Origin of the sequence: Nocardia sp. bgisy134 (assembly GCF_965341865.1) — a bacterium.
Classification (GTDB): Bacteria; Actinomycetota; Actinomycetes; order Mycobacteriales; family Mycobacteriaceae; genus Nocardia.
Genome location: NZ_CBDQZP010000036.1, coordinates 1 through 21,795 on the forward strand (window position 1 = coordinate 1; position 21,795 = coordinate 21,795).

At 66.7% G+C, this 21,795-nt stretch carries 24 protein-coding genes; 14 read left to right on the forward strand and 10 right to left on the reverse strand.

Going from position 1 to position 21,795, the window contains the following annotated elements; all coding sequences use genetic code 11:
- Together ACRWNM_RS35595 and ACRWNM_RS35600 are read right to left on the reverse strand one after the other, a co-directional pair.
- Positions 1 to 1,250 (reverse strand): bifunctional 3,4-dihydroxy-2-butanone-4-phosphate synthase/GTP cyclohydrolase II (locus ACRWNM_RS35595; protein ID WP_431972561.1); only part of this gene is annotated, 1,250 nt, incomplete at its 3' end.
- 78 nt (positions 1,251 to 1,328) lie between these two features.
- On the reverse strand, positions 1,329 to 1,964 hold the full coding sequence (locus ACRWNM_RS35600; RefSeq protein ID WP_431972562.1) for a PadR family transcriptional regulator: 636 nt from the start codon (positions 1,962 to 1,964) through the stop codon (positions 1,329 to 1,331).
- A 128-nt stretch (positions 1,965 to 2,092) separates the two neighbouring features.
- Between ACRWNM_RS35600 and ACRWNM_RS35605 the strand changes: the two genes are divergently transcribed.
- Positions 2,093 to 3,727 (forward strand): MFS transporter, encoded by a 1,635-nt coding sequence (locus ACRWNM_RS35605; RefSeq protein WP_431972563.1) that lies wholly within the window; start codon positions 2,093 to 2,095, stop codon positions 3,725 to 3,727.
- Between the two features lie 47 nt (positions 3,728 to 3,774).
- Here the strand turns inward: ACRWNM_RS35605 and ACRWNM_RS35610 are convergent, their stop codons facing one another.
- Positions 3,775 to 4,272, reverse strand: a complete 498-nt coding sequence (locus ACRWNM_RS35610) for a hypothetical protein (protein WP_431972564.1) — start codon at positions 4,270 to 4,272, stop codon at positions 3,775 to 3,777.
- Between the two features lie 58 nt (positions 4,273 to 4,330).
- Between ACRWNM_RS35610 and hemC the strand changes: the two genes are divergently transcribed.
- On the forward strand, positions 4,331 to 5,260 hold the full coding sequence (hemC, locus tag ACRWNM_RS35615; protein ID WP_431972565.1) for a hydroxymethylbilane synthase: 930 nt from the start codon (positions 4,331 to 4,333) through the stop codon (positions 5,258 to 5,260).
- Between the two features lie 602 nt (positions 5,261 to 5,862).
- Positions 5,863 to 6,468: a hypothetical protein gene (locus ACRWNM_RS35620; RefSeq protein WP_431972566.1), complete on the forward strand. Its 606-nt coding sequence runs from the start codon at positions 5,863 to 5,865 to the stop codon at positions 6,466 to 6,468.
- 150 nt (positions 6,469 to 6,618) lie between these two features.
- On the opposite strand, the gene ACRWNM_RS35625 is transcribed toward ACRWNM_RS35620, so the two are convergent.
- The 3 genes from ACRWNM_RS35625 to ACRWNM_RS35635 form a co-directional block, all read right to left on the reverse strand.
- On the reverse strand, positions 6,619 to 7,740 hold the full coding sequence (locus ACRWNM_RS35625; RefSeq protein ID WP_431972567.1) for an MAB_1171c family putative transporter: 1,122 nt from the start codon (positions 7,738 to 7,740) through the stop codon (positions 6,619 to 6,621).
- Between the two features lie 101 nt (positions 7,741 to 7,841).
- Positions 7,842 to 8,258, reverse strand: coding sequence for an SgcJ/EcaC family oxidoreductase (locus ACRWNM_RS35630; protein WP_431972568.1), 417 nt, complete (start codon positions 8,256 to 8,258; stop codon positions 7,842 to 7,844).
- Between the two features lie 3 nt (positions 8,259 to 8,261).
- Complete coding sequence (locus ACRWNM_RS35635) at positions 8,262 to 8,672, reverse strand: hypothetical protein (RefSeq protein WP_431972569.1); 411 nt, start codon at positions 8,670 to 8,672, stop codon at positions 8,262 to 8,264.
- Positions 8,673 to 8,759: 87 nt separating this feature from the next.
- Between ACRWNM_RS35635 and ACRWNM_RS35640 the strand changes: the two genes are divergently transcribed.
- Positions 8,760 to 9,593 carry a helix-turn-helix domain-containing protein gene (locus ACRWNM_RS35640; RefSeq protein WP_431972570.1) on the forward strand — a complete coding sequence of 278 codons (834 nt, stop codon included), beginning with the start codon at positions 8,760 to 8,762 and terminating at the stop codon, positions 9,591 to 9,593.
- A 190-nt stretch (positions 9,594 to 9,783) separates the two neighbouring features.
- On the opposite strand, the gene ACRWNM_RS35645 is transcribed toward ACRWNM_RS35640, so the two are convergent.
- Complete coding sequence (locus ACRWNM_RS35645) at positions 9,784 to 9,975, reverse strand: hypothetical protein (RefSeq protein WP_431972571.1); 192 nt, start codon at positions 9,973 to 9,975, stop codon at positions 9,784 to 9,786.
- Positions 9,976 to 11,154: 1,179 nt separating this feature from the next.
- On the opposite strand from ACRWNM_RS35645, the gene ACRWNM_RS35650 reads away from it, so the two are divergent.
- Complete coding sequence (locus ACRWNM_RS35650) at positions 11,155 to 11,373, forward strand: hypothetical protein (protein ID WP_431972572.1); 219 nt, start codon at positions 11,155 to 11,157, stop codon at positions 11,371 to 11,373.
- Positions 11,374 to 11,475: 102 nt separating this feature from the next.
- Here ACRWNM_RS35650 and ACRWNM_RS35655 read toward each other — a convergent pair whose 3' ends face one another.
- The gene (locus ACRWNM_RS35655) at positions 11,476 to 12,315 is read right to left on the reverse strand and encodes an IclR family transcriptional regulator (protein ID WP_431972573.1); all 840 of its coding nucleotides are present in this window, start codon (positions 12,313 to 12,315) and stop codon (positions 11,476 to 11,478) included.
- 243 nt (positions 12,316 to 12,558) lie between these two features.
- Here ACRWNM_RS35655 and ACRWNM_RS35660 point away from each other — a divergent pair, with 243 nt between their 5' ends.
- The 9 genes from ACRWNM_RS35660 (at position 12,559) to ACRWNM_RS35700 (ending at position 20,566) form a co-directional block, all read left to right on the forward strand.
- On the forward strand, positions 12,559 to 13,035 hold the full coding sequence (locus ACRWNM_RS35660; RefSeq protein ID WP_431972574.1) for a flavin reductase family protein: 477 nt from the start codon (positions 12,559 to 12,561) through the stop codon (positions 13,033 to 13,035).
- 113 nt (positions 13,036 to 13,148) lie between these two features.
- The gene (locus ACRWNM_RS35665) at positions 13,149 to 14,300 is read left to right on the forward strand and encodes a Rieske 2Fe-2S domain-containing protein (RefSeq protein ID WP_431972575.1); all 1,152 of its coding nucleotides are present in this window, start codon (positions 13,149 to 13,151) and stop codon (positions 14,298 to 14,300) included.
- Positions 14,301 to 14,310: 10 nt separating this feature from the next.
- Positions 14,311 to 14,538 (forward strand): hypothetical protein, encoded by a 228-nt coding sequence (locus ACRWNM_RS35670; protein WP_431972576.1) that lies wholly within the window; start codon positions 14,311 to 14,313, stop codon positions 14,536 to 14,538.
- Positions 14,539 to 14,602: 64 nt separating this feature from the next.
- Positions 14,603 to 15,607, forward strand: coding sequence for a 2Fe-2S iron-sulfur cluster-binding protein (locus ACRWNM_RS35675; protein WP_431972577.1), 1,005 nt, complete (start codon positions 14,603 to 14,605; stop codon positions 15,605 to 15,607).
- 13 nt (positions 15,608 to 15,620) lie between these two features.
- Positions 15,621 to 16,505 carry a VOC family protein gene (locus ACRWNM_RS35680; RefSeq protein ID WP_431972578.1) on the forward strand — a complete coding sequence of 295 codons (885 nt, stop codon included), beginning with the start codon at positions 15,621 to 15,623 and terminating at the stop codon, positions 16,503 to 16,505.
- A 172-nt stretch (positions 16,506 to 16,677) separates the two neighbouring features.
- Positions 16,678 to 17,166 carry a hypothetical protein gene (locus ACRWNM_RS35685; RefSeq protein ID WP_431972579.1) on the forward strand — a complete coding sequence of 163 codons (489 nt, stop codon included), beginning with the start codon at positions 16,678 to 16,680 and terminating at the stop codon, positions 17,164 to 17,166.
- On the forward strand, positions 17,166 to 19,475 hold the full coding sequence (locus tag ACRWNM_RS35690; RefSeq protein ID WP_431972580.1) for a M48 family metalloprotease: 2,310 nt from the start codon (positions 17,166 to 17,168) through the stop codon (positions 19,473 to 19,475). Before ACRWNM_RS35685 ends, ACRWNM_RS35690 begins: the two co-directional genes overlap by 1 nt.
- A gap of 183 nt (positions 19,476 to 19,658) precedes the next feature.
- Positions 19,659 to 19,985, forward strand: a complete 327-nt coding sequence (locus ACRWNM_RS35695) for a hypothetical protein (protein ID WP_431972581.1) — start codon at positions 19,659 to 19,661, stop codon at positions 19,983 to 19,985.
- Positions 19,985 to 20,566, forward strand: a complete 582-nt coding sequence (locus tag ACRWNM_RS35700) for a carboxymuconolactone decarboxylase family protein (RefSeq protein ID WP_431972582.1) — start codon at positions 19,985 to 19,987, stop codon at positions 20,564 to 20,566. Before ACRWNM_RS35695 ends, ACRWNM_RS35700 begins: the two co-directional genes overlap by 1 nt.
- A gap of 94 nt (positions 20,567 to 20,660) precedes the next feature.
- Here the strand turns inward: ACRWNM_RS35700 and ACRWNM_RS35705 are convergent, their stop codons facing one another.
- Together ACRWNM_RS35705 and ACRWNM_RS35710 are read right to left on the reverse strand one after the other, a co-directional pair.
- Complete coding sequence (locus tag ACRWNM_RS35705) at positions 20,661 to 21,293, reverse strand: glyoxalase (RefSeq protein ID WP_431972583.1); 633 nt, start codon at positions 21,291 to 21,293, stop codon at positions 20,661 to 20,663.
- A gap of 121 nt (positions 21,294 to 21,414) precedes the next feature.
- The gene (locus ACRWNM_RS35710; RefSeq protein ID WP_431972584.1) at positions 21,415 to 21,672 is read right to left on the reverse strand and encodes a three-helix bundle dimerization domain-containing protein; all 258 of its coding nucleotides are present in this window, start codon (positions 21,670 to 21,672) and stop codon (positions 21,415 to 21,417) included.
- Between the last annotated feature and the right edge of the window lie 123 nt (positions 21,673 to 21,795).

A 21,795-nucleotide genomic window follows, 5' to 3' on the forward strand; every position in this document is an offset into this window, starting at 1 on the left:
GAGCTGGCCCGCTCCAGCTCCGCGTCCATCTCGGACAGCTGGTGGTCCATCCGATCGCGCTTGGCGCGCAGATATCGGATGTTGTGCTCGGTCGGGGTCGATTGCAACGGCACCCTGCGCACCACCGCGATGCCGTGTTCCTCTAGCCCGGCCTGTTTGGCCGGGTTGTTGCTCAACAGGCGCACCGAGCGAACGCCGAGATCGGCGAGCACCTGCGCGCCCGCGGTGTAGCGGCGCGCGTCCACCGGCAGCCCGAGCGCCACGTTGGCCTCGACCGTGTCGGCGCCGAGGTCCTGGAGCTCGTAGGCGCGCAGCTTGTTCAGCAGTCCGATGCCGCGCCCCTCCTGGCCGCGCAGATACACCACCACGCCGCTGCCCTCGGCGGCGACCGCGTGCAGTGCGGCGTCGAGCTGGTCGCCGCAGTCGCAGCGCAGCGAGCCGAGCGCGTCGCCGGTGAGGCATTCCGAATGCAACCGCGCCAGCACGGCGTCCCGGCCGGGGTCGCCGAAAACCATGGCGAGCGCCTCGGTTCCGGTGAGCTCGTCGCGGTAGCCGACGAGGCGGAACTCGCCGTACTTGGTCGGCATCCTGGTCTGCACCACCCGGGTCACCGTCCGCTCGATCCGGCGGCGGTACTCGATCAGATCGGCGATCGAGATGATCGGCAGTCCGTGAGCGCGCGCGAACTCCCGCAGTTCCGGCAGCCTGGCCATGGCGCCGTCGTCGCGTACGACCTCCGCGATCACCCCGGCCGGGCGCAGTCCGGCGAGGCGGGCGAGGTCCACCGCCGCCTCGGTGTGCCCCGGCCTGCCGAGCACGCCGCTCGGGTGGGCGCGCAACGGGAAGACGTGACCGGGGCGGGTGAGTTCATGCGCCTCGGTGCGCGGGTCGGCGAGCGTGCGCAGCGTGTGGGCGCGGTCGGCGGCCGAGATGCCGGTGGCGACGCCGTGCGCCGCGTCGACCGACACGGTGTACGCGGTGCCTTTCGGATCCTCGTTGACCGCGGTCATGGGCGGCAGCAGCAGGCGATCCAGGTCGGGTCCCGCCATCGGGGCGCACAGCACGCCGCTGGCGTGGCGGACCAGGAACGCGATGGACTCCGTGGTCGCCAGTTCGGCGGCGAGGATCAGATCACCCTCGTTCTCGCGGTCCTCGTCGTCCACGACGACCGCCATCCCGCCCGCGGCGATCGCCGCGATCGCCGTCTCGACCGGATCCAATGTCCGCTGTCCTGCGAATTCGGTACGCATGACCACCTCCTCCTATATGACTAGTAGAAATATCCCTAATCGATATAGGAAGCGGCAGTCCCGCTCAGCGGGCCGCGATCAGGACGCGCGGCGCCCCTTGCCCTTGGCGGCACGCTTGGGGCGCCCGCCCTCGGCGAGCTTGTCGACATCGGCCAGCAGCTCCCGCGCGAAGTCCCGCTCGGCCTCGTAGTGGCGCACGCACCAGCGCAGCACCGCGCCGGGGTAGGCCCAGTCCGGGTTCTCCTCGGCGCCCTCGGCGTCCACCTCGGCGAGCTTGCGCATCCGCTCGGCGTAGCCGATGTGCTCGGTGAGGATCTCGCGCAGCCGGTCCGGTTCGGCGAGGTGGCCGAGCCAGGCCCGCAGCATCACGCTGTGCTTGAGGACGGGCGCCTCCACCGGGGCGTGATTGACCCACTGCGCAGCCGCCGCGCGCCCTGCCTCGGTGATGGAGTACATCCGCTTGCCGCGCACGCCGTCGTCCTGCAGCACGGTGCGCGAGGTGGCGTAGCCGTGCTTCTCGAGCCGCTTGAGTTCGGCGTAGATCTGACTGAACGACGGGCTCCAGTAGAAGAACTGGAGGCTCCAGTCGGCCCATTTCTTGAGATCGTAGCCGGACAATTCCTCGGCGTGCGAGAGCATTCCGAGCACCGCCCAGCTCGTCGTCGGCAGGTCGGGCACCCCGGCGTCCACGGGAACAGACTTGGCATCGGTCACGCTAGGACTATATCGCCTAGGCATATGACAGGTGAGAAATCCCGTTGAGTGGGATTCACGCGGCATCGATCCGGGTCCGGTGTGACAGGTTTCACAACACGTATCACCAGAGCATCGGAGGGCGATCCATGTCCACCATTCCCCGCGACCCCGGGACCACCGAAAGTCCGGGCGTCGTATCCGAATCCGCCGACGACACCGGACGACTCGACGGCGCGTCGCGCGGCAGGATCTTCGCCGTGCTGGCGGTCATCGTGCTGTTCACCGAGGTCGCCCCGATGCAGTACACGATCGTGGCCGCCGCGCTGCAGAAGATCGCGCCGACCTTTCCCGGCGTCGGGGCGAACATCAACTGGGCCATCATCGTTTTCGGCCTCGTCGGCGCGGCCGCCTCGCCGCTGATCGGCAAGATGAGCGACGTCTGGGGCAAGAAGCGGATGTTCCTCGTCTGCGGCGTGCTGTTCATGCTCGGTTGCGCGCTCGACGCGATCACCTCGAGCTGGGCGCTGTTCCTGATCGGGCGCGGCCTCCAGGCGACCGCCATCGCGACCGCCGTAATCGCCTACGGCTTGATCCGGGATCTGATGCCGCGCAAGTACGTTCCGATCGGCCTCGGCATCACCGCGACGGGTCTCGGCCTCTCCGCCATCGCGGGTCCGCTGCTCGGCGGTTTCCTGGTCGACAACTACAGCTGGCGCGCGATCTTCTGGTGCCTCGCCGGGTTCACGCTGCTGATGCTGCCGCTGGTCTACTTCGTGGTGCCGGAGTCGAAGCTGCGCGTGCCCGAACGCATCGACGTCCTCGGCGCGGTGCTGCTGTCCGCTGGCGCCGGGCTCACCCTGATCTACCTGGACAAGGGCCAGGACTGGGGCTGGAGCAGGCCGACGACGCTGGGCTGGCTGGCCGCGGGTCTCGTGCTGCTGATGCTGTTCGTGGTGATCGAGAACCGGGTCAGCAGGCCGATCATGGACATGCGCCTGCTGTTCCACCCGAGGGTGGCGCTGGTGCTCGCGGGCGCGCTGTTCGCGTCGTTCCTGATCGGCGTGCAGTCCTACGCGCTCGGCTACATGACGCAGACGCCCGACCAGGCCACCGTCACCGCGGGCGTACAGCAGGCCACGCTGGCGCAGATCCAGCAGCAGACCGGGCAGCCGCTCCCGCCCGAGGCGGTGCAGGTGACCCTCGATCCGGGCTACACCTACGGAAACGGTTACACCCTTTTGGAATTCGCGGTGCGCATCGCGCTGCTGCAAGCCGTGCTCGCGATGCTGTGCGGCGCGCTGGCCGGCGCGCTGGCCCGCCGGATCGGCGCCCGGCTGCCGCTGATCACCGCGCTCGCGCTGTTCGTCGGCGCGGGGGTCTGCTACGCCGTGCTCCCGCACACCTGGGTGACCTTCCTCTGGGTGAGCGCCGCGTTCGGCATCGGCTTCGGGTTCTACTACGCGGCCATGCCGATCCTCATGGTCGAGGCCGTCCCGCAGGAACAACAGGGCATCAGCCTGGGCATGCTCGGGGTCATGCAGTCCATGGGCGTGGCGATCGGCCTGGCGATCGTCACCGCGTTCCTGAACGCCAGCCCGATGCGGGCGCTGGTCACCGTCGCCGGTCAGCCCGCGCCGCCCAGCCCGATCCCCGACATCTTCGGCGACCGCGGCTACGAACTGGGCTTCTGGGTCGCGGCGGGCGCCGCGGCGCTCGCCCTGCTCATCGCGCTGATCATGCGACACGGCCGCACACCGGCGACCGGCGGCACCGCCTACTGATGCCGACGCTCGTGGCGGGGCCGGTCACCGACCGGCCCCGCCCTGTGTCACTCCGGCGCGCTATTGCTCAGGTAGCGATACTCCGCCTCGGCGATGGTTCCGAAATCCACCGCGGTGAGCCGCGCGGTCAGAGCGAAGACGTCGTCCTCGGCGCCGAACCCGATCCCGTCCTCTTCGGGCAGCGGAACCCCTTCCTCGGCAACCGTTTCCCCTTCGACGACGAGCACGTCGCGCACAACCGCGCCGTCGACGTACCAGCCGATGCCGTAGGTGTCGGTCGCTCCGTTCAGGATGAACGTCAGCACCCGTCGTCCTTCGGCCAGGCGCGGCGTCAGCGTCTCGTCGTAGAGCGCGCTGATCCACGGATCGGCGAGCACGGTCCAGCCGCCGACCGTCGCGACCGCGTAATCGGCCGCAAAGCTGCTGCTGAAAACCTCGTCGCCCGAACCTGTTTCGCCCGATGCCAACGGCGCGCCCGGCAGCGCTGCCAGCACGTCGGAGCCGATCTCCCCCTCCACCAGCAATCCGGCGGCATTCCAGCCCATACTCTTCTCTCCTTGCCCTCGGTGACGGGGCGACAACCCCGGGAGTAGTGTGCTGCCCATGTCGCGGACGCGCATCATTCGCATCGCTACCCGATCCAGCCCCATGGCGCTCGCGCAGGCCGAGCACGTGGCGGCGCTACTCGCCGGGCTGGGGGTGGACAGCGAGCTGGTGAAGGTGACCACCGCGGGCGACCGCTGGATGGGGGATCTGTCGAAACTCGGCGGCAAGGGGGCGTTCGTCAAGGAGATCGACCTCGCGCTCCAGACCGACCAGGCCGACCTCGCGGTGCACTGCCTCAAGGACATCCCCGGCGACATCCCGGTGCCGGAAGGCTTGGCCTTCGCCGGATTCCTGGCCCGCGAGGACGTGCACGACGCGGTGATCACCGCGAGCGGCGCGCCGCTGGCGGAGCTGCCGGAGGGCACCGTGGTCGGCACCAGTTCGGTGCGCCGGACGGCGCAGCTGAAGCTGCATTTCCCGCATTTGACCGTGAAACCGTTGCGGGGCAACGTGAACACCCGGCTGGCGCGGCTCGAGGAGGGGCACGTCGACGTGCTCATCGCGGCGGTGGCCGGGCTGCATCGGGTCGGCCAGGAACACCGGATCACCGAGACCCTCGACCTGGACACCATGTGCCCACCGGTCGGCGCGGGCGTTATCGCGCTGGAGTGCCGCGCCGACGACGCGTGGCTGCTGGACGTCGGCGGCGAACTGGACCACCCGGAGACGCACCGGCATGCCGATGCCGAACGCGCCATGCTGCACGCCCTCCAGGGCCACTGCAACTCTCCCATCGCCGGGTACGCCACCACCGACGCCGCGGGACGACTCACCTTGCACGGCAAGGTCTTCGACAGCGACGGCAGCCGATGGCTGGACGCCAAACACTGGGGGGTGCCGGAGGACCCGAAGGCGCTCGGCTTCTTCGTCGGCGCCGACCTGCTCCGCCAGGGTGCTCGCGCGCTCATCGATTCCATCCCGCACTGATCCGGATCTGGTCATCTCAGCTACCTCTTCCACACGGCCTTTCGTGCCCGGCTCAGCGGTTGGCTCACTGATCAATGCTCGTCGTCGGCACTCGTCCGCCCCCTGACGATGAGCGCCATTGCTTCAACCATCGCCTGTTCGTGACCGTCGAAGGTCAGGTTGTCGTGCGGATGTCGAGGCGCCGCGGAACTTTTCGCCGTGGTGTCTACGCAAGCACGGAATTCGAGGTTGGTATCGCAGAGCTTGTTTGTCGCCCAACGGCACGCCCGAGTCGGGGATGGTGCGGTCGATGAGGACGACGTCGGCGCGCTGACAGGCGGCGAGTTCGTCGCCGATGCCGCGTGTGACGAATCACAGCGTCGATGCACAACACGCTGTGTGTGCGCGGGTGGCGGGCCGGCTCGCGCGGGCGGCCGCGGTTGCGGGCGCGTTGGGAGGTGGCGCAGCCGCAGGTGCACGCGCTGGTAAACGCTGGCGCGCCGGTGAGCTTGCGGGTTGGAATCTGTTGCCGGGCAAGTCATCCGGCGGCCGGGGCGAGGAACTGCTGGCCTCAGGGGTGGAGGCGATAGTGTCTTCAACGCATTTGCGTGAGAGGAGTGGCGGTGGCGGAAGAGTCGATCGAATCGTTGAGCGAGACCGGGCGTGTGGAGCAGGCGACGGAGGCGGATCTGGAGAAGATCCTCGACGAGGACATTCGCTCTTGCCTCGATGACGACACCAAGGTGCACCGTGGTGACTTGAGGATCGACGGTGATCTCGGCATCTACGACGGCGCGCTCATCGTATTGGGGAACCTGTCGGCGACGGGCTCGGTCGCCACCGATGAGACCGCCAGCCTCATCGTGACCGGCTCGGTCGAGTGCAGGCATCTGTACCTCGAGGGCAATCTCGAGATTCAGGGGAACGCAACGATGCGGGGCGTCGTCTACGGCTTCTACGAAGCGGGGATCTCCGGGGTGTACGGGACGACGAAAGCCAAGGTTGGCCTCATCGGGAATCACTGCTGGGAGTGCCGAAAGGAGGAGTATGAAGTCGGAGGCACGTTCTCGAACTTCCGCACGGGAAGCTTCACCGGCGATCCAGAAGCGCTCCGCCGGGTGGTCGGCGAGCGTGCCTTCCAGGGGCTTGGCATGTTGCTCGGCTTGACCCAGGTGGAACCGAAGGAACGAAACTCCGCGTGGGGGCTCCCGCTGTTTCGCGATATGTGACCCGAATCCTGCACGAGCAGGGGATTGATCGGCACCCTGCGGAACAGCATGAGCCCCGGCCCGGCGCTGGACGGCGACATGATCTCGTCACCTGGGGCGGACTGCATTTGCAGTCCGGGCTGGCAGCGTCCGATCCACCGCGCGATCGGCTCATTCCACCGCGGCCTTGGCCCGCGGCCAGATGCGGGCCAGAGCGATCAGGTGCGCGAGCTCGGCGTCGAAATCATGCGCGACCACGGGCAATGGCGGTGCTGCTCCGGCACGGGTGGGCGGTAGGCCCGTCTTCCTGGCCTGCGCCGCCCGCATCAGCCGGTGGGCGTAGTCGGCAAGCCCCCGGTCCGATTTCGGCTCTCGCACGGTATTGCGTTGCGTTGCGCCGGTTTCGGCCGGGAGGTAAGCGCCTAGGTGGAGCATTGCGTCGCGGATCTCCACGGTCATCCGCAGCAGACGGGTGGCTGGATCCGAGCCGTGCCGTACATCGACGGGCATGACGATCTCCGGGACCGCCGCGGTGAGATCACGCCACAGCGGCAACAGTCGACGGCAGGTTCTGGTGGCGCGATCCATACCCGCGCGCTGCACCAGCTCCCCGACCAGCGGTATCGCGAGCAGTGTCGAATCGATCGCGACCCACAGGGCGAACGCAGCCTGAACCAGCGACAGTTGTGGTCCCTCGAGCCATCCAGTGGCCGGCTGGGAAAGTGAGAGTGCCAGCGCACCCCAGAGAACGGCATTGCTGCCGATCAGGCCGATGCCTACGATCCGCGCCGCGGGCGGCGTCTCGGCATCGCGAAGTGTGCCCAGGCATCTGCGAGTGAACACGACCGTGTTGTAGGTGAATGGTATGGCGAAGGCGCAACCGATGCCCAGTGCATCCCGTATGAGGCGCAGGTCGACCGATCGTCCCGAGTATCGGGCCGATGCCGCGGTCAGGACTACCGAGGCCGTCGCGGCCGAGGCGAGCAGAGTGGCGGTGCGCTGGTGGCGCCTTACGGTATCCGGCTCGGCATCGGCGCTGACCAGCCGACCGATGACGTACAGGTATGTGGTGGTCATCAGAACGCAGCCCAGGGCAAGCTGATTCGCCGGGTCATCGAGGGTCGGCGACGACGCGCACCGGTACATCAGCAGGGCCGCGATGCTCCACAGGCCCATGTGGTTCACGAGCCGATCGACAACAGCGCCGCCGACGAGCCAGAACCGAACCGCCAGGAGAACCGAGACGTAGCCGATCACTGCCCAGGCCACGACCCCCGGCATCGGAGACGACATCGACACATCCTCTTGGTCCGGCGGAACTCGTTGAATGGCTGAGGCTATTGGGAGACATGGCCTCGGTCCAGTCGCGTGTATTTCGCCGAGTTCTGGCGAGGTCAGGCTGGGAATTGGGAGACCCACGTGTTCTGAAAAGTGGTGAACAACCAGGTTCCGTTGGCGCGCACCGCCACTCGAGTCTGGATGGACTGCTCATCGCGACCAGGTTGCACGCCGGGTGGGCTCGGGCGCAGGCCCTGGGTGATCATGACCGCCGTATCGGGCGTGGGGAATCGGATGATCAGGGTGTGCGGTTCGGACATGTGGGTGCCCTTCATGAAGCCGTCGAAGCCCTTCTGCATCTCGATCGTAAGTTCTTCACGGCCCCGGATGAATTCGCCGATCACCGAAACGAAGTCGGCGTCGTCGGTGAAGGTCGCGGCGAATGCTTTCCCGCTACCGGCCGCCCATGCGGCCATCTGCGCCCGCAGGAGTTCGCGCAGCGCGGTCTCCGGGGCTGCCATGTCGTTGGTCATGTTTCACCTATCGGCGCGGCGCAGGCCGACATATTCGAGGGTGGCGAAGATCGCGACGAACGAGGCTCCGATGTGCAGGAAGACAATGCCCCAGCCGGTCAGTGGCAGCAGATCGGTGAAGGTGAGCAGCACCATTCCGACCGCAGACAGGGCGTTGACCGTCACTACCGTGACCGCCAGGGGCGCCGGGATCTCCGGATATCCCGCGAGGAGCAGCAAGGCGGCCGCGCCGCCCAGCATGGCGACACCGAATGGGATCGACCAGGTGGTCGGCAGGCCCAGGGGTTCGCGCAGGCCCGGCGCGACCGCCAGCAGGATCGCGCCGAATGCGCCTGTGCTCCAACCATCCACGCGAAGGACTGCGCGAAGTAAATCGTGACCGGTGTCGAGGACCGGAACTGTCGTTGTCGTCATGACGGCAACGCTGCCAGTGGTCGATCATGGTCTCAATGACCTCGGAGGTCATGGAGGACTTGATCGGCGCTTGGATATCCTGCGCGAATGACGCGATCGGCACAGCACTCCCCGGTGGGCGCACTCCTCCGCGAGTGGCGGCAGCGGCGGCGATTGAGTCAGCTCGATCTGGCACTGGCCGCCGACAGCTCCGCGCGGCATCTCTCCTGCGTCGAGACCGGCAAGTCCCAACCCAGCCGGGCCATGGTGTTGAAACTCTGCGAAGTCATGGCAGTGCCTCTGCGAGAACGTAATACGGTGCTGTTGGCGGGTGGGTTCGCGCCGGAGTACCGGGAGAGCAGTCTCGACGATGTGGAACTGGCAGCCGCGCGAGCAGCCTTGGACACCATACTGGCCGCGCACGAGCCGTATCCCGCGGTGGCGGTGGACCGCTACTGGAATGTGGTCGCCACCAACCGCGCGATGAGTCTGCTCGAGGACGAGATCCCCGAACATCTGCTGGCCGAGCCACGGAATATGTACCGCCTCGCCCTGCACCCGGCCAGTGCGTCCGCTTCCACGCACCTGGTCAATCACCGCGAAGTCCGAGACTTCCTCCTGGAAAACCTGTTTCGTCAGGTCCAAGCCACAGACGACCCGATCCTGCGCAACCTGTACGAGGAGGTCTCCCAGTACCCGGTGCCACCGGAGACCGAATCGGAAACGGCCGCAATGCCACCGAGTCCGTTCGCGGTTCCCCTGCGCATTCGCACCCAAAGGGGTGAGCTACGAATCTTCACCACAATGGTCACCTTCGGCGCACCCTCCGACGTCACCCTCTCGGAGCTGGCGATCGAATTGTTCTATCCGCTGGACGAATTCACGGCCAACACCCTCCGCGGCCTCTTCGAGACCACCATCGGCGACGCCCTACCCGCTTGAAAGATACGACCTGAACTCGGCTGGTCGGCGGCAGGAGGGCCGACCGGTCCCAGCCTGTGCGGGCCGCCCGATCCGGGCCGAATCTCAGGCGGCGCTGGTCGATCTGAGCAACGAAGACGTCAACACCGCGCCGAACAGGCCCACTACCAGCGAAGGCGGGCACAACATCTCGAACTGCCGCTGTGGAGTTCTAGGCGATACCACCATTGGTCGAGCCGGCCATCGCGGCGGCAAATCCCGGGTGCGCCTCGACAACAACAGTATCCTCAGCCACTATCGGACGAAACCAAATGAAGGTATTTGCCCGACGATGGAGCATGGAAGCGACCAAAAGACCTGCAGGAATCCAGCCCGGAAATACCACGACCGCCAAGGAAACCATAACAGCGCTCGTCAGGCCCAGAATTCTGGCTATTACCAATCCTGCGACACAAAGCAACCCGACAATGACAATACTTCGAGCAATCCTCCGACACCTGCGAGACGACCGGAGGCAACGGTGGCACACCGGCCATTCACCACGGAGACAGGTGTTGATCTCGAGACGGTTGGGCCCCAAGCTGAACATCTTGTAAGCCAAGGTGCGAAACGTCGAGTTCGGCGTGAGCTGTTCCCGCCCGCGGGTGCCCTCGTGAAAAAGAACCACTTCGGACCGGCGACCGATCGCGGGGAGGCCATGCCTGCTGCATACATCCGGCAGGGGCTCGCAAAGCTCCACCTCGAATCGAATGCCCGAATCTCGCCACCCCTTCGACAGAGGCCGAGTTGCGGTGACCACGGGGACTGCGACAGGAACCACATCCACATCCGGGTATCGAGCCATCATTCCAGCCAGCCCCGTTGCCGACGCTCACCGAATATTTCGTCGACCAATCCGTTTGCACTCACGTGAATTCGACCTTGCTCAGCGTTAATATTCCGATAGCTGCTGACATATTCTTTCGCCCTGCCCGCTTGGGCAGATAGGTCTTTCATTGTAGTGCGAACTCGTCCAGGTCGTCCGGCTCTACCTTGAATTCTTCGGACACTGTCCCCCTCCTGACCAGTAGTGAAACACTTCCGTGAAGGACATGACCGTAGCACGAACCTACGATGCCGACGATCGACCAAATTCCGAGGTTACATCGCAGAAGGGCTGTCCAACCATAGAGCAACTGCTACCCCGGCTTTGGCTGACTCACGCGATCTGTTCGTAGTAGCACTGACCGGACTGGAGGCAGCGGTGGAGCTGGCCTCGTTTGTCGAGTCGTTGATTCGGCATCGGTTGTGGTGGGTGCTGGCGCCGAGCCTGGGTCCCGGGTCGCGGAGATCGTGTCGACCGAGTCCGAACGCGCCGAGTTGGAGGGTTGAGTGCGTAGACCCGATACGGCCGCAGGTCTGGCGTCGCAGGCGAGGATCGTGTCGGCCGCGGCCGGGAGCGGATCGAATTCTGCTGGTCCTTAACGGATCGGGCCGGATCGCGGCACGGTCCGCACGTGGGGTGATCTGGATCGATCGACGAGAGATCTGGTCCGAGTGGCCGAGTGCGGTTGCAGGAGTCTGGCTTCACGGATCGCCCGCGGTGGTCGAAGCGACGACCTCCGTTGGCAAAGCCTTTGCTGCCCTCGAGTTGGCGGTGGCAGAGAAGCGTGTGGCCTCCATCGATGACTGGCGGGTGGCACGAACTCCGGTTCACGATGCCTTCGGCAAATTCATCGGCTCGGCGCGCAGGGACTTGGATTTGTCGCCTGTTTCAGCCACCTTCTTCGACCACTATCCACCGCCGCCGGAGGAAGGCTAGACGTTGCGGCAACCGGTAGTTCCGGTTGCCGTCGCAGTACTAGGGTCGCCGGACCCAACGGTCACAGCGCCGCCGGGATCGAATTGCCCGGCGCCGAACATCTCAGCGCCAGCGCGCGTGCCGCGGGAACAGCGCCCGGCCCGCCTCGTGGGCGACCTCGACGAGAACGCGCGCCAGCCGGGCGGTGTCCAGCGCGGGCCGCTCACCGCTGACCTGCCCGGACAGCGACAGCGCGGCCACCGCGGCGCCGCGCCCGCGCACCGGCACGGCCACGCACGCGATGCCGCTGACCGATTCCTCGTTGTCGACGGCGACGCCCTGGCGGTGCCGGATCCGGTTCAGCTCCCGGTGCAGTTCGCCTCTGTCGCAAACGGTCCGGGCGGTCAGCTGGGGCAGCCGGTCACGGAACGACGCTTCGACGATGCTGGGTTCCAGCGTCGCGAGCAGCGCCTTGCCCAATGCCGTGCTGTGCGCGGGCATGCGGCCGCCGAGCCGGGTCGGGATGGTCGCGGCCAGGCGTCCACCCGCCTTGTCGAGATAGAGCACCTCGCGCCCGTCGAGCACGCCGAGGTGTCCGACCATCCCGGTGCGCTGACACAGATCGTGCAGCAGCGGGCTCACCACATCGCGAATCTCGTTGTGGTCGGCGGCGAGTCCGCCCAGCTCCAGGGTGCGCATGCCGAGGCGGTAGCCGCCGGGAGCGTGCGCGAGCCAGCGCAGCCGGATCATCTGATCCAGGATGCGGTGCACCGTGGAGCGGGGCAGCCCGGTGCGTTCGGCGAGACCTAGCAGGGTCAAAGTCGGTGTCGCGCCGTCGAACGCATCTAGGATCAGCGTCATTCGTTCGATCATCGACACCGGCGGCTGGGCCGGCTTGGCGGTCGCACGACCCGTACCCGTCCACTCGCCGGACTCGGGATGGGTCAGCATCTCGACCGTCATGGCTCACCTCCATTGTGTAGCGACTCAAAGCTTAGAAGTATTTCGATTAGGCATGTGCAATTTCGGCACATGTGTTTGTGTCTCCCATCACAGTGCCGCGCCCGCGTCGAGCCTGAATCCCGGAAACTACGGAGATCGGTACGGATCTTTCTCGGTAGCCGGAACCCGTGCTTGACACCTCCGACACCCCGCCGCCTACGGTCATGACGAAACGGAATATTTCTAGTCGAAACTAGGAGCACCATGGCCGTCGATCTCGACTTCAAGGCCGTCCTGGGCCGATTCTGCACCGGCATCACCGCGATCACGGCGCTCGAAGGCGATCAGCCGCTCGGCTTCGCCTGCCAGTCGTTCTCCGCGCTGTCGCTGAGCCCGCCCGCTGTCGCACTCTTCCCGGCCCGCACGTCCACCACCTGGCCGCGCATCCGCGAGGTGGGCCGATTCTGCGTCAACATCCTGGCCGACGATCAGGAAGACGTGTGCAGGCAGCTGGGCCGCAGCGGCCAGGACAAGTTCGCCGACCTGCGCTGGCGCCGCTCCCCCAACGGCTCGCCGCTGCTCGAGGGCTCCATCGCCTGGATCGACTGCACCCTCGAGCGAGAGGTCGACGGCGGCGACCACACCATCGTCGTCGCGCACGTCACCGAGCTGAGCGAGCAGCGCGAGGCCGCGCCGCTGCTGTTCTACCGGTCCGGCTACGAGCGGCTGGCGGTGGTCTGAGCGGCTCCCGATCAGTGGGACCACGCCTACCGGCGCAGCGAGCGCCGTCACAGCATCGAAATAGCCCGGAACGACATAGGCCTGAGCGAAATACCTCTGGAGGACCCGACATCATGAGCACGGCGAACACCGACGATCAGGTGCGCGTGATCGACACCGGCGCCCCGCCCGCCCGCTACGCGCGCGGCTGGCACTGCCTCGGCCTCGCCGACAGCTTCCGCGACGGCAAGCCGCACACCATCACCGCGTTCGGCACCGAACTGGTGGTCTTCGCGGGCACGGACGGCACGCTCAACGTCCTCGACGCCTACTGCAGGCACATGGGCGGCAACCTCGGCGACGGCACCATCAAGGGCGACACCATCGCCTGCCCCTTCCACGACTGGCGCTGGAAGGGCAACGGCCGCTGTGCGGCGATCCCGTATGCGCGCCGAGTGCCGCCGCTGGCCCGCACCAAGGCGTGGACCACTCTCGAACAGAACCGGCAGTTGTTCGTCTGGCACGACCCCGAGGGCAACCCGCCGCCGGAGGACGTCACGATCCCCCGCATCGAGGGCGCGTTCAGCGACGAGTGGAGCGACTGGACCTGGAACCAGATCGTCATCGACGGCGCGAACTGCCGCGAGGTCATCGACAACGTGGTCGACATGGCGCACTTCTTCTACGTGCATTTCGCGTTCCCGACCTATTTCAAGAACGTCTTCGAGGGCCACGTCGCCAGCCAGTACATGACCTCCATCGGTCGCGAGGACATGCAGGGCGAGCTGGCCAAGGAAGCGGGCGGCAAGAACGTGCTGCACTCCGAGGCGCACTACTTCGGCCCCTCCTACATGATCGACAACCTGGTCAACGAGTCCAACGGCCAGACGGTGGAAGCGGTGCTGATCAACTGCCACTACCCGGTGACCCCGACCAAGTTCGTGCTCCAGTACGGCGCGATCGTCAAGAAGCTGCCTGGTCTCGCGCCCGAGGAGGCCGACGCGATGGCGGTGCGGTTCGCGGGCGGGCTCGGCCGCGGCTTCGAGCAGGACGTGGCGATCTGGAAGCGCAAGACCCGCATCGACAACCCGCTGCTGTGCGAAGAGGACGGGCCGGTGTACCAGCTGCGTCGCTGGTACGAGCAGTTCTACCGGGACGTCGCCGAGGTGGACGAGAAGATGACCGACCGTTTCGAATTCGAGGTCGACACCACCCGCGCGATCAGCGCGTGGGAGGCCGAGGTCGCCGAGAATCTCGCCGCGCAGCGCGCGAGCAGCGAGGCCTGAGCGCAGCAGCATGGACGCCGTCATCTGTCAGGCCTGCGGAAACCGGGTCGCCGTCGTCAAATTCAGCCCCGCGCACACGAGCGTGCAGTGGACCGCCGCCGCGGCGGGACGCTGCGCGGAGCTGCGCGGCAACGGCGGCGGGCCCATGCCGGGGTGTGCCGCGCTACGCCGCAGCATCGACAACGCGGTCATCGCGGGCGCGCTGGGTCTCAGTACCCGAGAGCAGGATCTGTTGTGAGCGAGCGAACCAAGTACGCAGCAGCTCTGCTCACGGCGGAACCGAGCGCCGGCGAGGTGCAGTCGTGAGCATCCGATTGCGCGTCGCGCGCGTGATCGCCGAGACCCCCGACGCGGTGTCGCTGGAACTGGTCGCCGAGGGTGAACGCCCCGCGTATCGGCCCGGCCAGTTCCTCACCCTGCGAATCCCCAGCGACCGTACCGGGTCGGTGGCGCGCTCGTACTCGCTGTCGAGCGCACCGCACGAAGACGGTCCGCTGAAGGTGACCGTGAAGCGGACGGCATCCGGCTATGCCTCGAACTGGTTGTGCGACAACGCCACCGAGGGTATGGAGTTCGAAAGCCTACCCCCGGCGGGGGTGTTCACCCCGGCCTCGCTCGACGACGATCTACTGCTGCTCGCGGCAGGCAGCGGGATCACGCCGGTGTTGTCCATCGCGAAATCGGCGCTGGCGCAGGGACGCGGGCGCTGCACCCTGGTCTACGCCAACCGGGACGAGGGCTCGGTGATCTTCGCGGCCGAATTGGCTCAGCTCGCGGCGGCCCACCCGGACCGTCTCACGGTGGTGCACTGGCTGGAGACCGTGCAGGGCCTGCCCTCCGCGCGGCAGCTGGAGTCGCTGTTGGCGCCGTGGGCCGATCGCGCCGTGTTCGTCTGCGGGCCGGAGCCTTTCATGGATGCGGTCGAGTCGGCCGCCGCCGGGCTCGGCGTCGACCGGGTGCACTCGGAGCGGTTCCTGTCTCTCACCGGCGACCCGTTCGCGCCCGTACCCGCGGCCGACGCCGGGCACGAGGACGCGGCGGCCGTCACCGTCGATATCGACGGCGAAACTCACGAACTGGGCTGGCCGCGCGAGACGGTGCTGCTCGACGTGCTGCTGGCCCGCGGCATCGAGGCGCCGTACTCGTGTCGCGAGGGCGCGTGCAGCGCGTGCGTGTGCCGCCTGAGCGACGGCGAGGTGAAGCTGCTGCGCAACGACGTATTGGAGAAAGACGACCTGGCCGACGGCTATGTGCTTGCCTGCCAGGCGATTCCGGTCACCGACACGGTCCGGATCACCTATGACTGAGGAGAACCACCCCATGGCTGTCATCAGCTCGCTCGGTTATGTGAAGGTCGCGGTCAGCGATCCGCATGCCTGGCGCACCTTCGCCTTCGACGTGATGGGTTTCGCGGAGGGCAGCGGTCCCGACCCGGATGCGATCTACCTGCGCATGGACGAGCGCGGCGCCCGCTTGGTGCTGGTGCCCGGCGATACCGACAAGGTGCTCGCGGTGGGCTGGGAGGTCCGCGACCACCGTGCGCTGGCCGCCGCGCGAGACGCGGTGCGCGCGGCGGGAATCGAGGTTGCCACGCTCTCCGTCGAGGAGGCCGACGCGCGCCGGGTCGAGGAGGCGATCGCCTTCGCCGACCCCGCGGGGACGCCCGTCGAGGTCTTCCACGGCCCGGTGCTCGACCACAGCCCGGTCGTCACCCAGCACGGAAACCGTTTCGTCACCGAGGGACTCGGCCTCGGCCACGTCGTGCTGCCGGTGCCGGACCTGGACGTCGCGTTCCGCTTCTACACCGAGGTACTCGGCTTCCTGCCGCGCGGCGCGTTCCGGCTGCCGACCCCGCCGGAATACGGCCCGATGCGGGTGCGGTTCCTCGGCGTCAACCAGCGGCACCACAGTCTTGCGCTGATCCCCTCCGGCGGCAAGGAAGGCTCCGGGCTGGTGCACATCATGGTCGAGGTCGACGCGCTCGACGACGTGGGCCGCGCACTGGACCGGGTCGGCAAGGCCGGCTACCACCTGTCCTCCACGCTGGGCAGGCACACCAACGACAAGATGATCTCCTTCTACGTCCGCACCCCGGGCGGCTGGGATCTGGAATTCGGCACCGAGGGGCTGCTGGTGGACGAATCCACCTACACCGCGGAGGAAATCACCGCGGACAGCTACTGGGGCCACGACTGGTCGCGCTGACGAGCTCGAACCCGAAGTCAGGACAACTGAATTGAGAGAGGGGCCGTGCGTCGGGCCCGCAACCCTCTGGCCAGGGCCCGCCGCACGCTCTCGTCCTTCGAGTAACACTGCCTGCGCGACAGGCGATTTCGGAGCATTGACATCCCGGCTCACTCGATTCGGAGGTTGGCTCGTGTTCGATCCGGTTGTTTCCGATCTCGCCCGTGACGTAGTCGGTGAAGTGGTTCCGGCCGAGCTACCGGTGTTCGATGCTGTGAGCCGAGCGTACTTCAAATCTCCGAAGGCTACCCTGCATGGCAGGAGCAAAGCCGGCCCCCTCGGGTTCGGGCTGGCTGAAACCGCGACAATGCTGACACCCGCGGTGTTGTTCGCAGCCACTACCCTGCTGAACGCGTTTATCGACCCACTCGCCCGACGGACCAGTAATGCGCTGGTGCGCAAGGTTTTTGGAGTTTTCCAACGCCGCCGCGTGCATTCGCGCGAAGAGATCAGCCGAGCATTTCGCGCGTTGACACCCGCCCAGGAGTCCACGCTTCGTCAACTCGCGGTGACCTCCGCACAGGAAGCACATGCCGACCCGGAGATGTCGGAACGGATCGCCGACTTGCTGATCGCCAATCTGCGCGGCGTCGGCGCGGATGAGAACCGGCATGAGCAGTGATGAACGTCCTCCGGCCGCCGGCGGGCACCTCGCTGCGATTCGCGCTCCTGATCCTGCTGGTCGGCGCAAGTGGCCTGTTCATCTTCTATCAACTCTTCTTCCTTGCACCAGTCAGTCACAACTATTTCTTCTCGGTCTTCGGTCGCTGCTTCGCGGATCCGAGAATCGCCCTGCCCGACACCTACGAGACCGGGCGGTCGTTGCTGATCGAATGTCAGGCTCCCGCCTTTTACGCGAAACTGAAGTGGATCGGATCAGGATTCTTAGTACTGATCTCGAGCACGGCGGTGCTCTATCTACTACATCCGGTGCGGACCACATTGTGGAACGGGTGGGTGCGATACGAACCGAGTGCCTACAACGCTCACGTGCTGACGCACCTGCAGGAACTGGTCGACCAGATGGGGTTGAGGCGCGCGCCCCAGTGGTACGTCGCCGGACGGGGCAGCGCCTCGGCCGGAGGCAGCGTCTTCGGACTTCCGCGGCGGCGGCGAATCCGTCTGGACGCGGCGCTCGTCCGCGACTTGCACGACAACCCCGACACATTCGATGCGACGGTCCTGCACGAGCTCGCCCACCTGCGCAACCGCGATGTCGATCTCACCCAAGTAACCATTGCTCTGTGGTGGGCATTCGTCGCGGTTGTCGCGATGCCATTGTTCGTGCTCGCCGCCTTCTCCGCCACCGATAGTTTCGACCGGTCGGCCGCCGCATCGGAGCTCACTGCCCACCTCGTGGATCGGCCGTTGCTGGTCACCGAAACGCTGGTGCTGACCGCTCTGGTCTTTCTGACCCGCAACTCGGTGTTGCGCGCCCGTGAGCTGCACGCCGACGCGACCGCTGCTCAGCACGACGGTGCAGATGAAGTAGTCCTGCGTCGCCTCTACCCGAAACGTTCCCGTGGTCGACTCGGTCGCTGGACAGGTTTCGTGCAGCTGCTGGGGACACATCCGATGCCCGCTGCCAGGATCGCCGCGCGCAAGCATCCCCACCTGGTGTGGCGTCCATCGTTGGTACAACTGTGGGCGGCCGGACTGGCCCTCGGGCTTTTGGCGGCAAATCTCGACCAGCTGGTCCAGCAGCTGTTCCTCGATGTTCTCGGACGAATCAACACCTTCCAAGGCGTGGCCCTCACCGGCACGGGCATCGGTGCGTTGTCGACGACGGTGCTGTTGATCTCGCTCTGGCAAAGCCGGGGTCCGACGGTCGACTGTCGAGTGTCACCGCGGGCGTGCGCGCTGCAGCCAATCGTCCTGGTGACAGGTCTAGTCGCAGGTCTTGCCGTGCCGCTGCTGACTTACCACCTGCGCAGCACCCCGCACGTATGGGCGTCTTCTCGATGGTGGAACGGTGATTTCACTCCGCTGATCCTTTCTGCTATCCCCCTCACCATCGGATTGATACTGCTCGCGCTGTGGTTCCGCTCGGCGATCGAGCCCGCTTCGTCGTCTCGACGACGAACACTGGGCTTGCTCGTCGCCGGTGCGGTCATCGCGAGCCCGTGGTTCGCGGCATGGTATGTCTCAGCTGATTGGCGGCGCGAGGAACAGACCGCTGGACTCGGGTGCTGGTGGGATGGGATCTCGACTGCTCAATTCGGGCAGGCGTTACGTTGCCCACCTGCGTTTCCGGTCTTGAATCTGGTCGAGATCAACCCGTTGACGCTTCTCGGTATCGTGCTGGTGTTCCTGGTTCCCCTTGGTCCACGAGCATCACAACGGGGGCATGTTGCGGCGGGAACCATCGCGGGACTTTCGGTGGTGGGGTTCGGAATCTGCCTTGCCTTCTGGGCTCAGGACGCGGTCCCCGCATCCGATCGCCGCATCGGCACGCCCGCCGGAGACGCTTTCCTCGACACGTTCTGGCACGCCTATCTCACTGCGGCAGTCGCACTTCAGGTCGTCGCAGCCCTCGCCGTACTCGTCCGATCGCGTGCTTTCCGGATGCGCAGCGCCGTTCTCGCCGCGTCGATCGCCGCGATCATCGGGACGGTCGGTCAACTAGCGACGTGGGCAACGGCCCGCTGCATCGACCTGTGGGGAACGAACCCCGCAAGCTGTGTGCCACCCCTATCCATGCCTCGGCTGGCCGCCGACCTCCACACGGTCATGCTCTACGGATGTTTGGCCTGCGTCCCCATCGTCACCCTCGCCGCGCTTCGGCGCCCACTGGTGGGGAAGCCGAACCATTTGCCAGCACGAACAATCGCCGGCGACATCGTGGTGGCCGGTGTTGTCATAGTCGTCCTCGTCGCCGTCATCGCGAATCTGCCAACTGCCGAGCGAGTATGGGTCAGGTGGGGAGCATGATCGACAGGGCGGACGAACGTGGGATGGCGATTCTCGGAATTGGCCCTGCGGATCGTCTGGCGCACAGGGGCTCTGCCGATTCACATCAGCCCGGAGAAGGTGTGAGTTCTGACCGCTGCCCGGTGGGCCTATCGTGGTGCGCGTGGAGGCAGTAGCTGAACTCGTGGAGAGGTGGAAGCCGCTGTGTCATACGAGGACAAGAAGCAAGCAGCGCACCGCGCTCTGGTGGACCGCGTCCTGAACGGGGAGGGCAGGGCATCTCGGGACCAACGCTCCCGCGCCTTCCGCAATGCCGATGTTCCACCGCCTTTGCAGGCGCTGATCGGCAAGGTCGCTACGAAGCCTGCGCAGGTCACCGATGCCGACTTCGCCGCGGCCAAGGCAGCCGGCTTCAGTGAGGATCAGCTCTTCGAGTTGGTCGTCTCCGCCGCGGTCGGCCAGTCCGCCCGGCGGTACGCCGCCGGACTCGCAGCCTTGGCCGAAGCAACCGGCAGCGGGGAGGCCGGGTGATGCGACTCGACATCCTCAACCGCGGTTACCGTCCCGGGATCAAGTTGTTGTTCACGCTGATCCGGGCGTTCTCCGGGCAGCCGGTGCCGGACGCCGCCAAGCTGGTCTTCTACCGGCCCGACTTCTACGGCGCCCTGGCGAAGGCGTTCACCCACGAAGCGATGCGGGGGCCCTCCGCCTGGTCGGTAGCCGACCGAGAGCTGATGGCGGCCTTCGTGTCGAAGGTCAACGACAGCGCGTTCTGCATCGGCGCGCACACCGCGACCGCGGGGCAGGCGTACCAGGACGGCGCGAAGGTTCGAGCGGTGCTGGCCGACGTGGAATCGGCCCCCATCGAGGACGGACTGCGGGCCACGCTGCGCATGCTCGGCAAGCTGACCCGGGAAGGAACGGTGAACGTCGAGGACATGCGAGATGTGCTGTCCGCCGGTGTCACACGCCGGCAAGTCGCGGACGCGCTGGCGGTCTGCGCCGCGTTCGATACGACCGACCGCCTCGCCGATGCCTTCGGTTTCGAAGTGCTGAGCCCCGCGGGCTTCGAGGCAGGAGCCAAGTACCTGCTCAAACGGGGCTACCGATAGGACCGCGGCTCTGCGCGCGCCCTAGCCGAAGTCGACTCGACGAGCGCTGAGCTGCGCCGGGATACGCCCGGGTCGAGGCGCCGGACTCGCCGGCTCAAGCCGGGGTGGCCTCCCACTCGAACCCGTCCGGGTCGGCGAAGGCCCCGAAACCGCCGCCGATGACGACCCGATGCGACCCGGCGCCCTCCGGCTTGACGCCGGCGTCCTTGGCCGCGGCACGGCGTCCGTAGAGCGCCAGCTTGACCGAAGACGGCGGGGTGTCGAACTCGACGTACTTGCTGCCGAAGCTCTTTCCCACGGCCAGGCCGCGGTCGACGTAGAACTGCTTGGTCGCCTTGACGTTGTCGACCCCGAGGAGCACCACGAGATCGTCGATCTCCCGGATGGCAGGCCCGGTGTCCTTCTTCGCCGACGTCGCGATCTTCCAGATCGCCCCGTCCGGGGCCTGAATGACGCCGCCGTATCCCCAGAAGCTCTTCTTGGCCGGCTTCAGCGTCGTCGCGCCCGCCTCGATGGCGGTGCCGATGAAGCTGTCGACGGTGCTCGGCTGCGACACCACGAGCGACAGGATGAAGCCTCGAAAGCCGGTCGTCGGCGCCTCCGAGGCGCGGACGCGCACCTTGTCGCCGAGACCGAACGCGGCGTCGTAGAAGGCCGCGGCAGCCGTGGGGTCGGACACCTCGAGGATGACGTAGTCGATGGCGGTCTGATCAGTGGTGATGTTCATGGCGACAACGCTAATTGCGGCGCGGTGACCAGCGCTTCTCGATTCCTGATCGGTTCGGCCGCCCGCGTCGCCGGGCACGACGGGTATGTCGATTTCGTCGACAGCCGCGGCATCGACGGACCTACGCCGAGGTTTCGGCTTCGGCCAAGGCGTGCAGCCACTCACGCGTGTAGCGCTCGGCGAGGAGGGGAAGGAAGTGGTCGAAGGTGGCGTGGTCGGCCATGTGGTCGTAGGCGGCTTGCAGGAACTGTTCGATGGCGGTCTCGGGGGCGACGCCCTCGAACTCGTTCGCCAGCCGGGCGGCGGCGGTCTGCAAGGCATGCCGCTGGTCGACGGACGGCTCGGCGGGGCGGTCGGCGGGCACGGGCGTCTCGGTCACGGTTCCTCCTCGTGACGGGTATGTGCACGGCGGCGCGGAGGGGCGCTCCACACCCGCTCGTCGAGTACCCATTCGCCCGCGCCGCTGCACCCGGACGACATAAAATGAGAACACGTTCTTGTC

Coding starts and splice junctions, on each gene's coding strand:
- ACRWNM_RS35705 (WP_431972583.1), bottom strand. CDS start 21,293: ATGAACATCACCACTGATCAGACCGCCATCGACTACGTCATCCTCGAG.
- ACRWNM_RS35635 (WP_431972569.1), bottom strand. CDS start 8,672: ATGACGACAACGACAGTTCCGGTCCTCGACACCGGTCACGATTTACTT.
- ACRWNM_RS35680 (WP_431972578.1), top strand. CDS start 15,621: ATGGCTGTCATCAGCTCGCTCGGTTATGTGAAGGTCGCGGTCAGCGAT.
- ACRWNM_RS35655 (WP_431972573.1), bottom strand. CDS start 12,315: ATGACGGTCGAGATGCTGACCCATCCCGAGTCCGGCGAGTGGACGGGT.
- hemC (WP_431972565.1), top strand. CDS start 4,331: ATGTCGCGGACGCGCATCATTCGCATCGCTACCCGATCCAGCCCCATG.
- ACRWNM_RS35625 (WP_431972567.1), bottom strand. CDS start 7,740: ATGTCGTCTCCGATGCCGGGGGTCGTGGCCTGGGCAGTGATCGGCTAC.
- ACRWNM_RS35630 (WP_431972568.1), bottom strand. CDS start 8,258: ATGACCAACGACATGGCAGCCCCGGAGACCGCGCTGCGCGAACTCCTG.
- ACRWNM_RS35665 (WP_431972575.1), top strand. CDS start 13,149: ATGAGCACGGCGAACACCGACGATCAGGTGCGCGTGATCGACACCGGC.
- ACRWNM_RS35605 (WP_431972563.1), top strand. CDS start 2,093: ATGTCCACCATTCCCCGCGACCCCGGGACCACCGAAAGTCCGGGCGTC.
- ACRWNM_RS35690 (WP_431972580.1), top strand. CDS start 17,166: ATGAACGTCCTCCGGCCGCCGGCGGGCACCTCGCTGCGATTCGCGCTC.
- ACRWNM_RS35640 (WP_431972570.1), top strand. CDS start 8,760: ATGACGCGATCGGCACAGCACTCCCCGGTGGGCGCACTCCTCCGCGAG.
- ACRWNM_RS35610 (WP_431972564.1), bottom strand. CDS start 4,272: ATGGGCTGGAATGCCGCCGGATTGCTGGTGGAGGGGGAGATCGGCTCC.
- ACRWNM_RS35660 (WP_431972574.1), top strand. CDS start 12,559: ATGGCCGTCGATCTCGACTTCAAGGCCGTCCTGGGCCGATTCTGCACC.
- ACRWNM_RS35645 (WP_431972571.1), bottom strand. CDS start 9,975: ATGGTTTCCTTGGCGGTCGTGGTATTTCCGGGCTGGATTCCTGCAGGT.
- ACRWNM_RS35670 (WP_431972576.1), top strand. CDS start 14,311: ATGGACGCCGTCATCTGTCAGGCCTGCGGAAACCGGGTCGCCGTCGTC.
- ACRWNM_RS35700 (WP_431972582.1), top strand. CDS start 19,985: ATGCGACTCGACATCCTCAACCGCGGTTACCGTCCCGGGATCAAGTTG.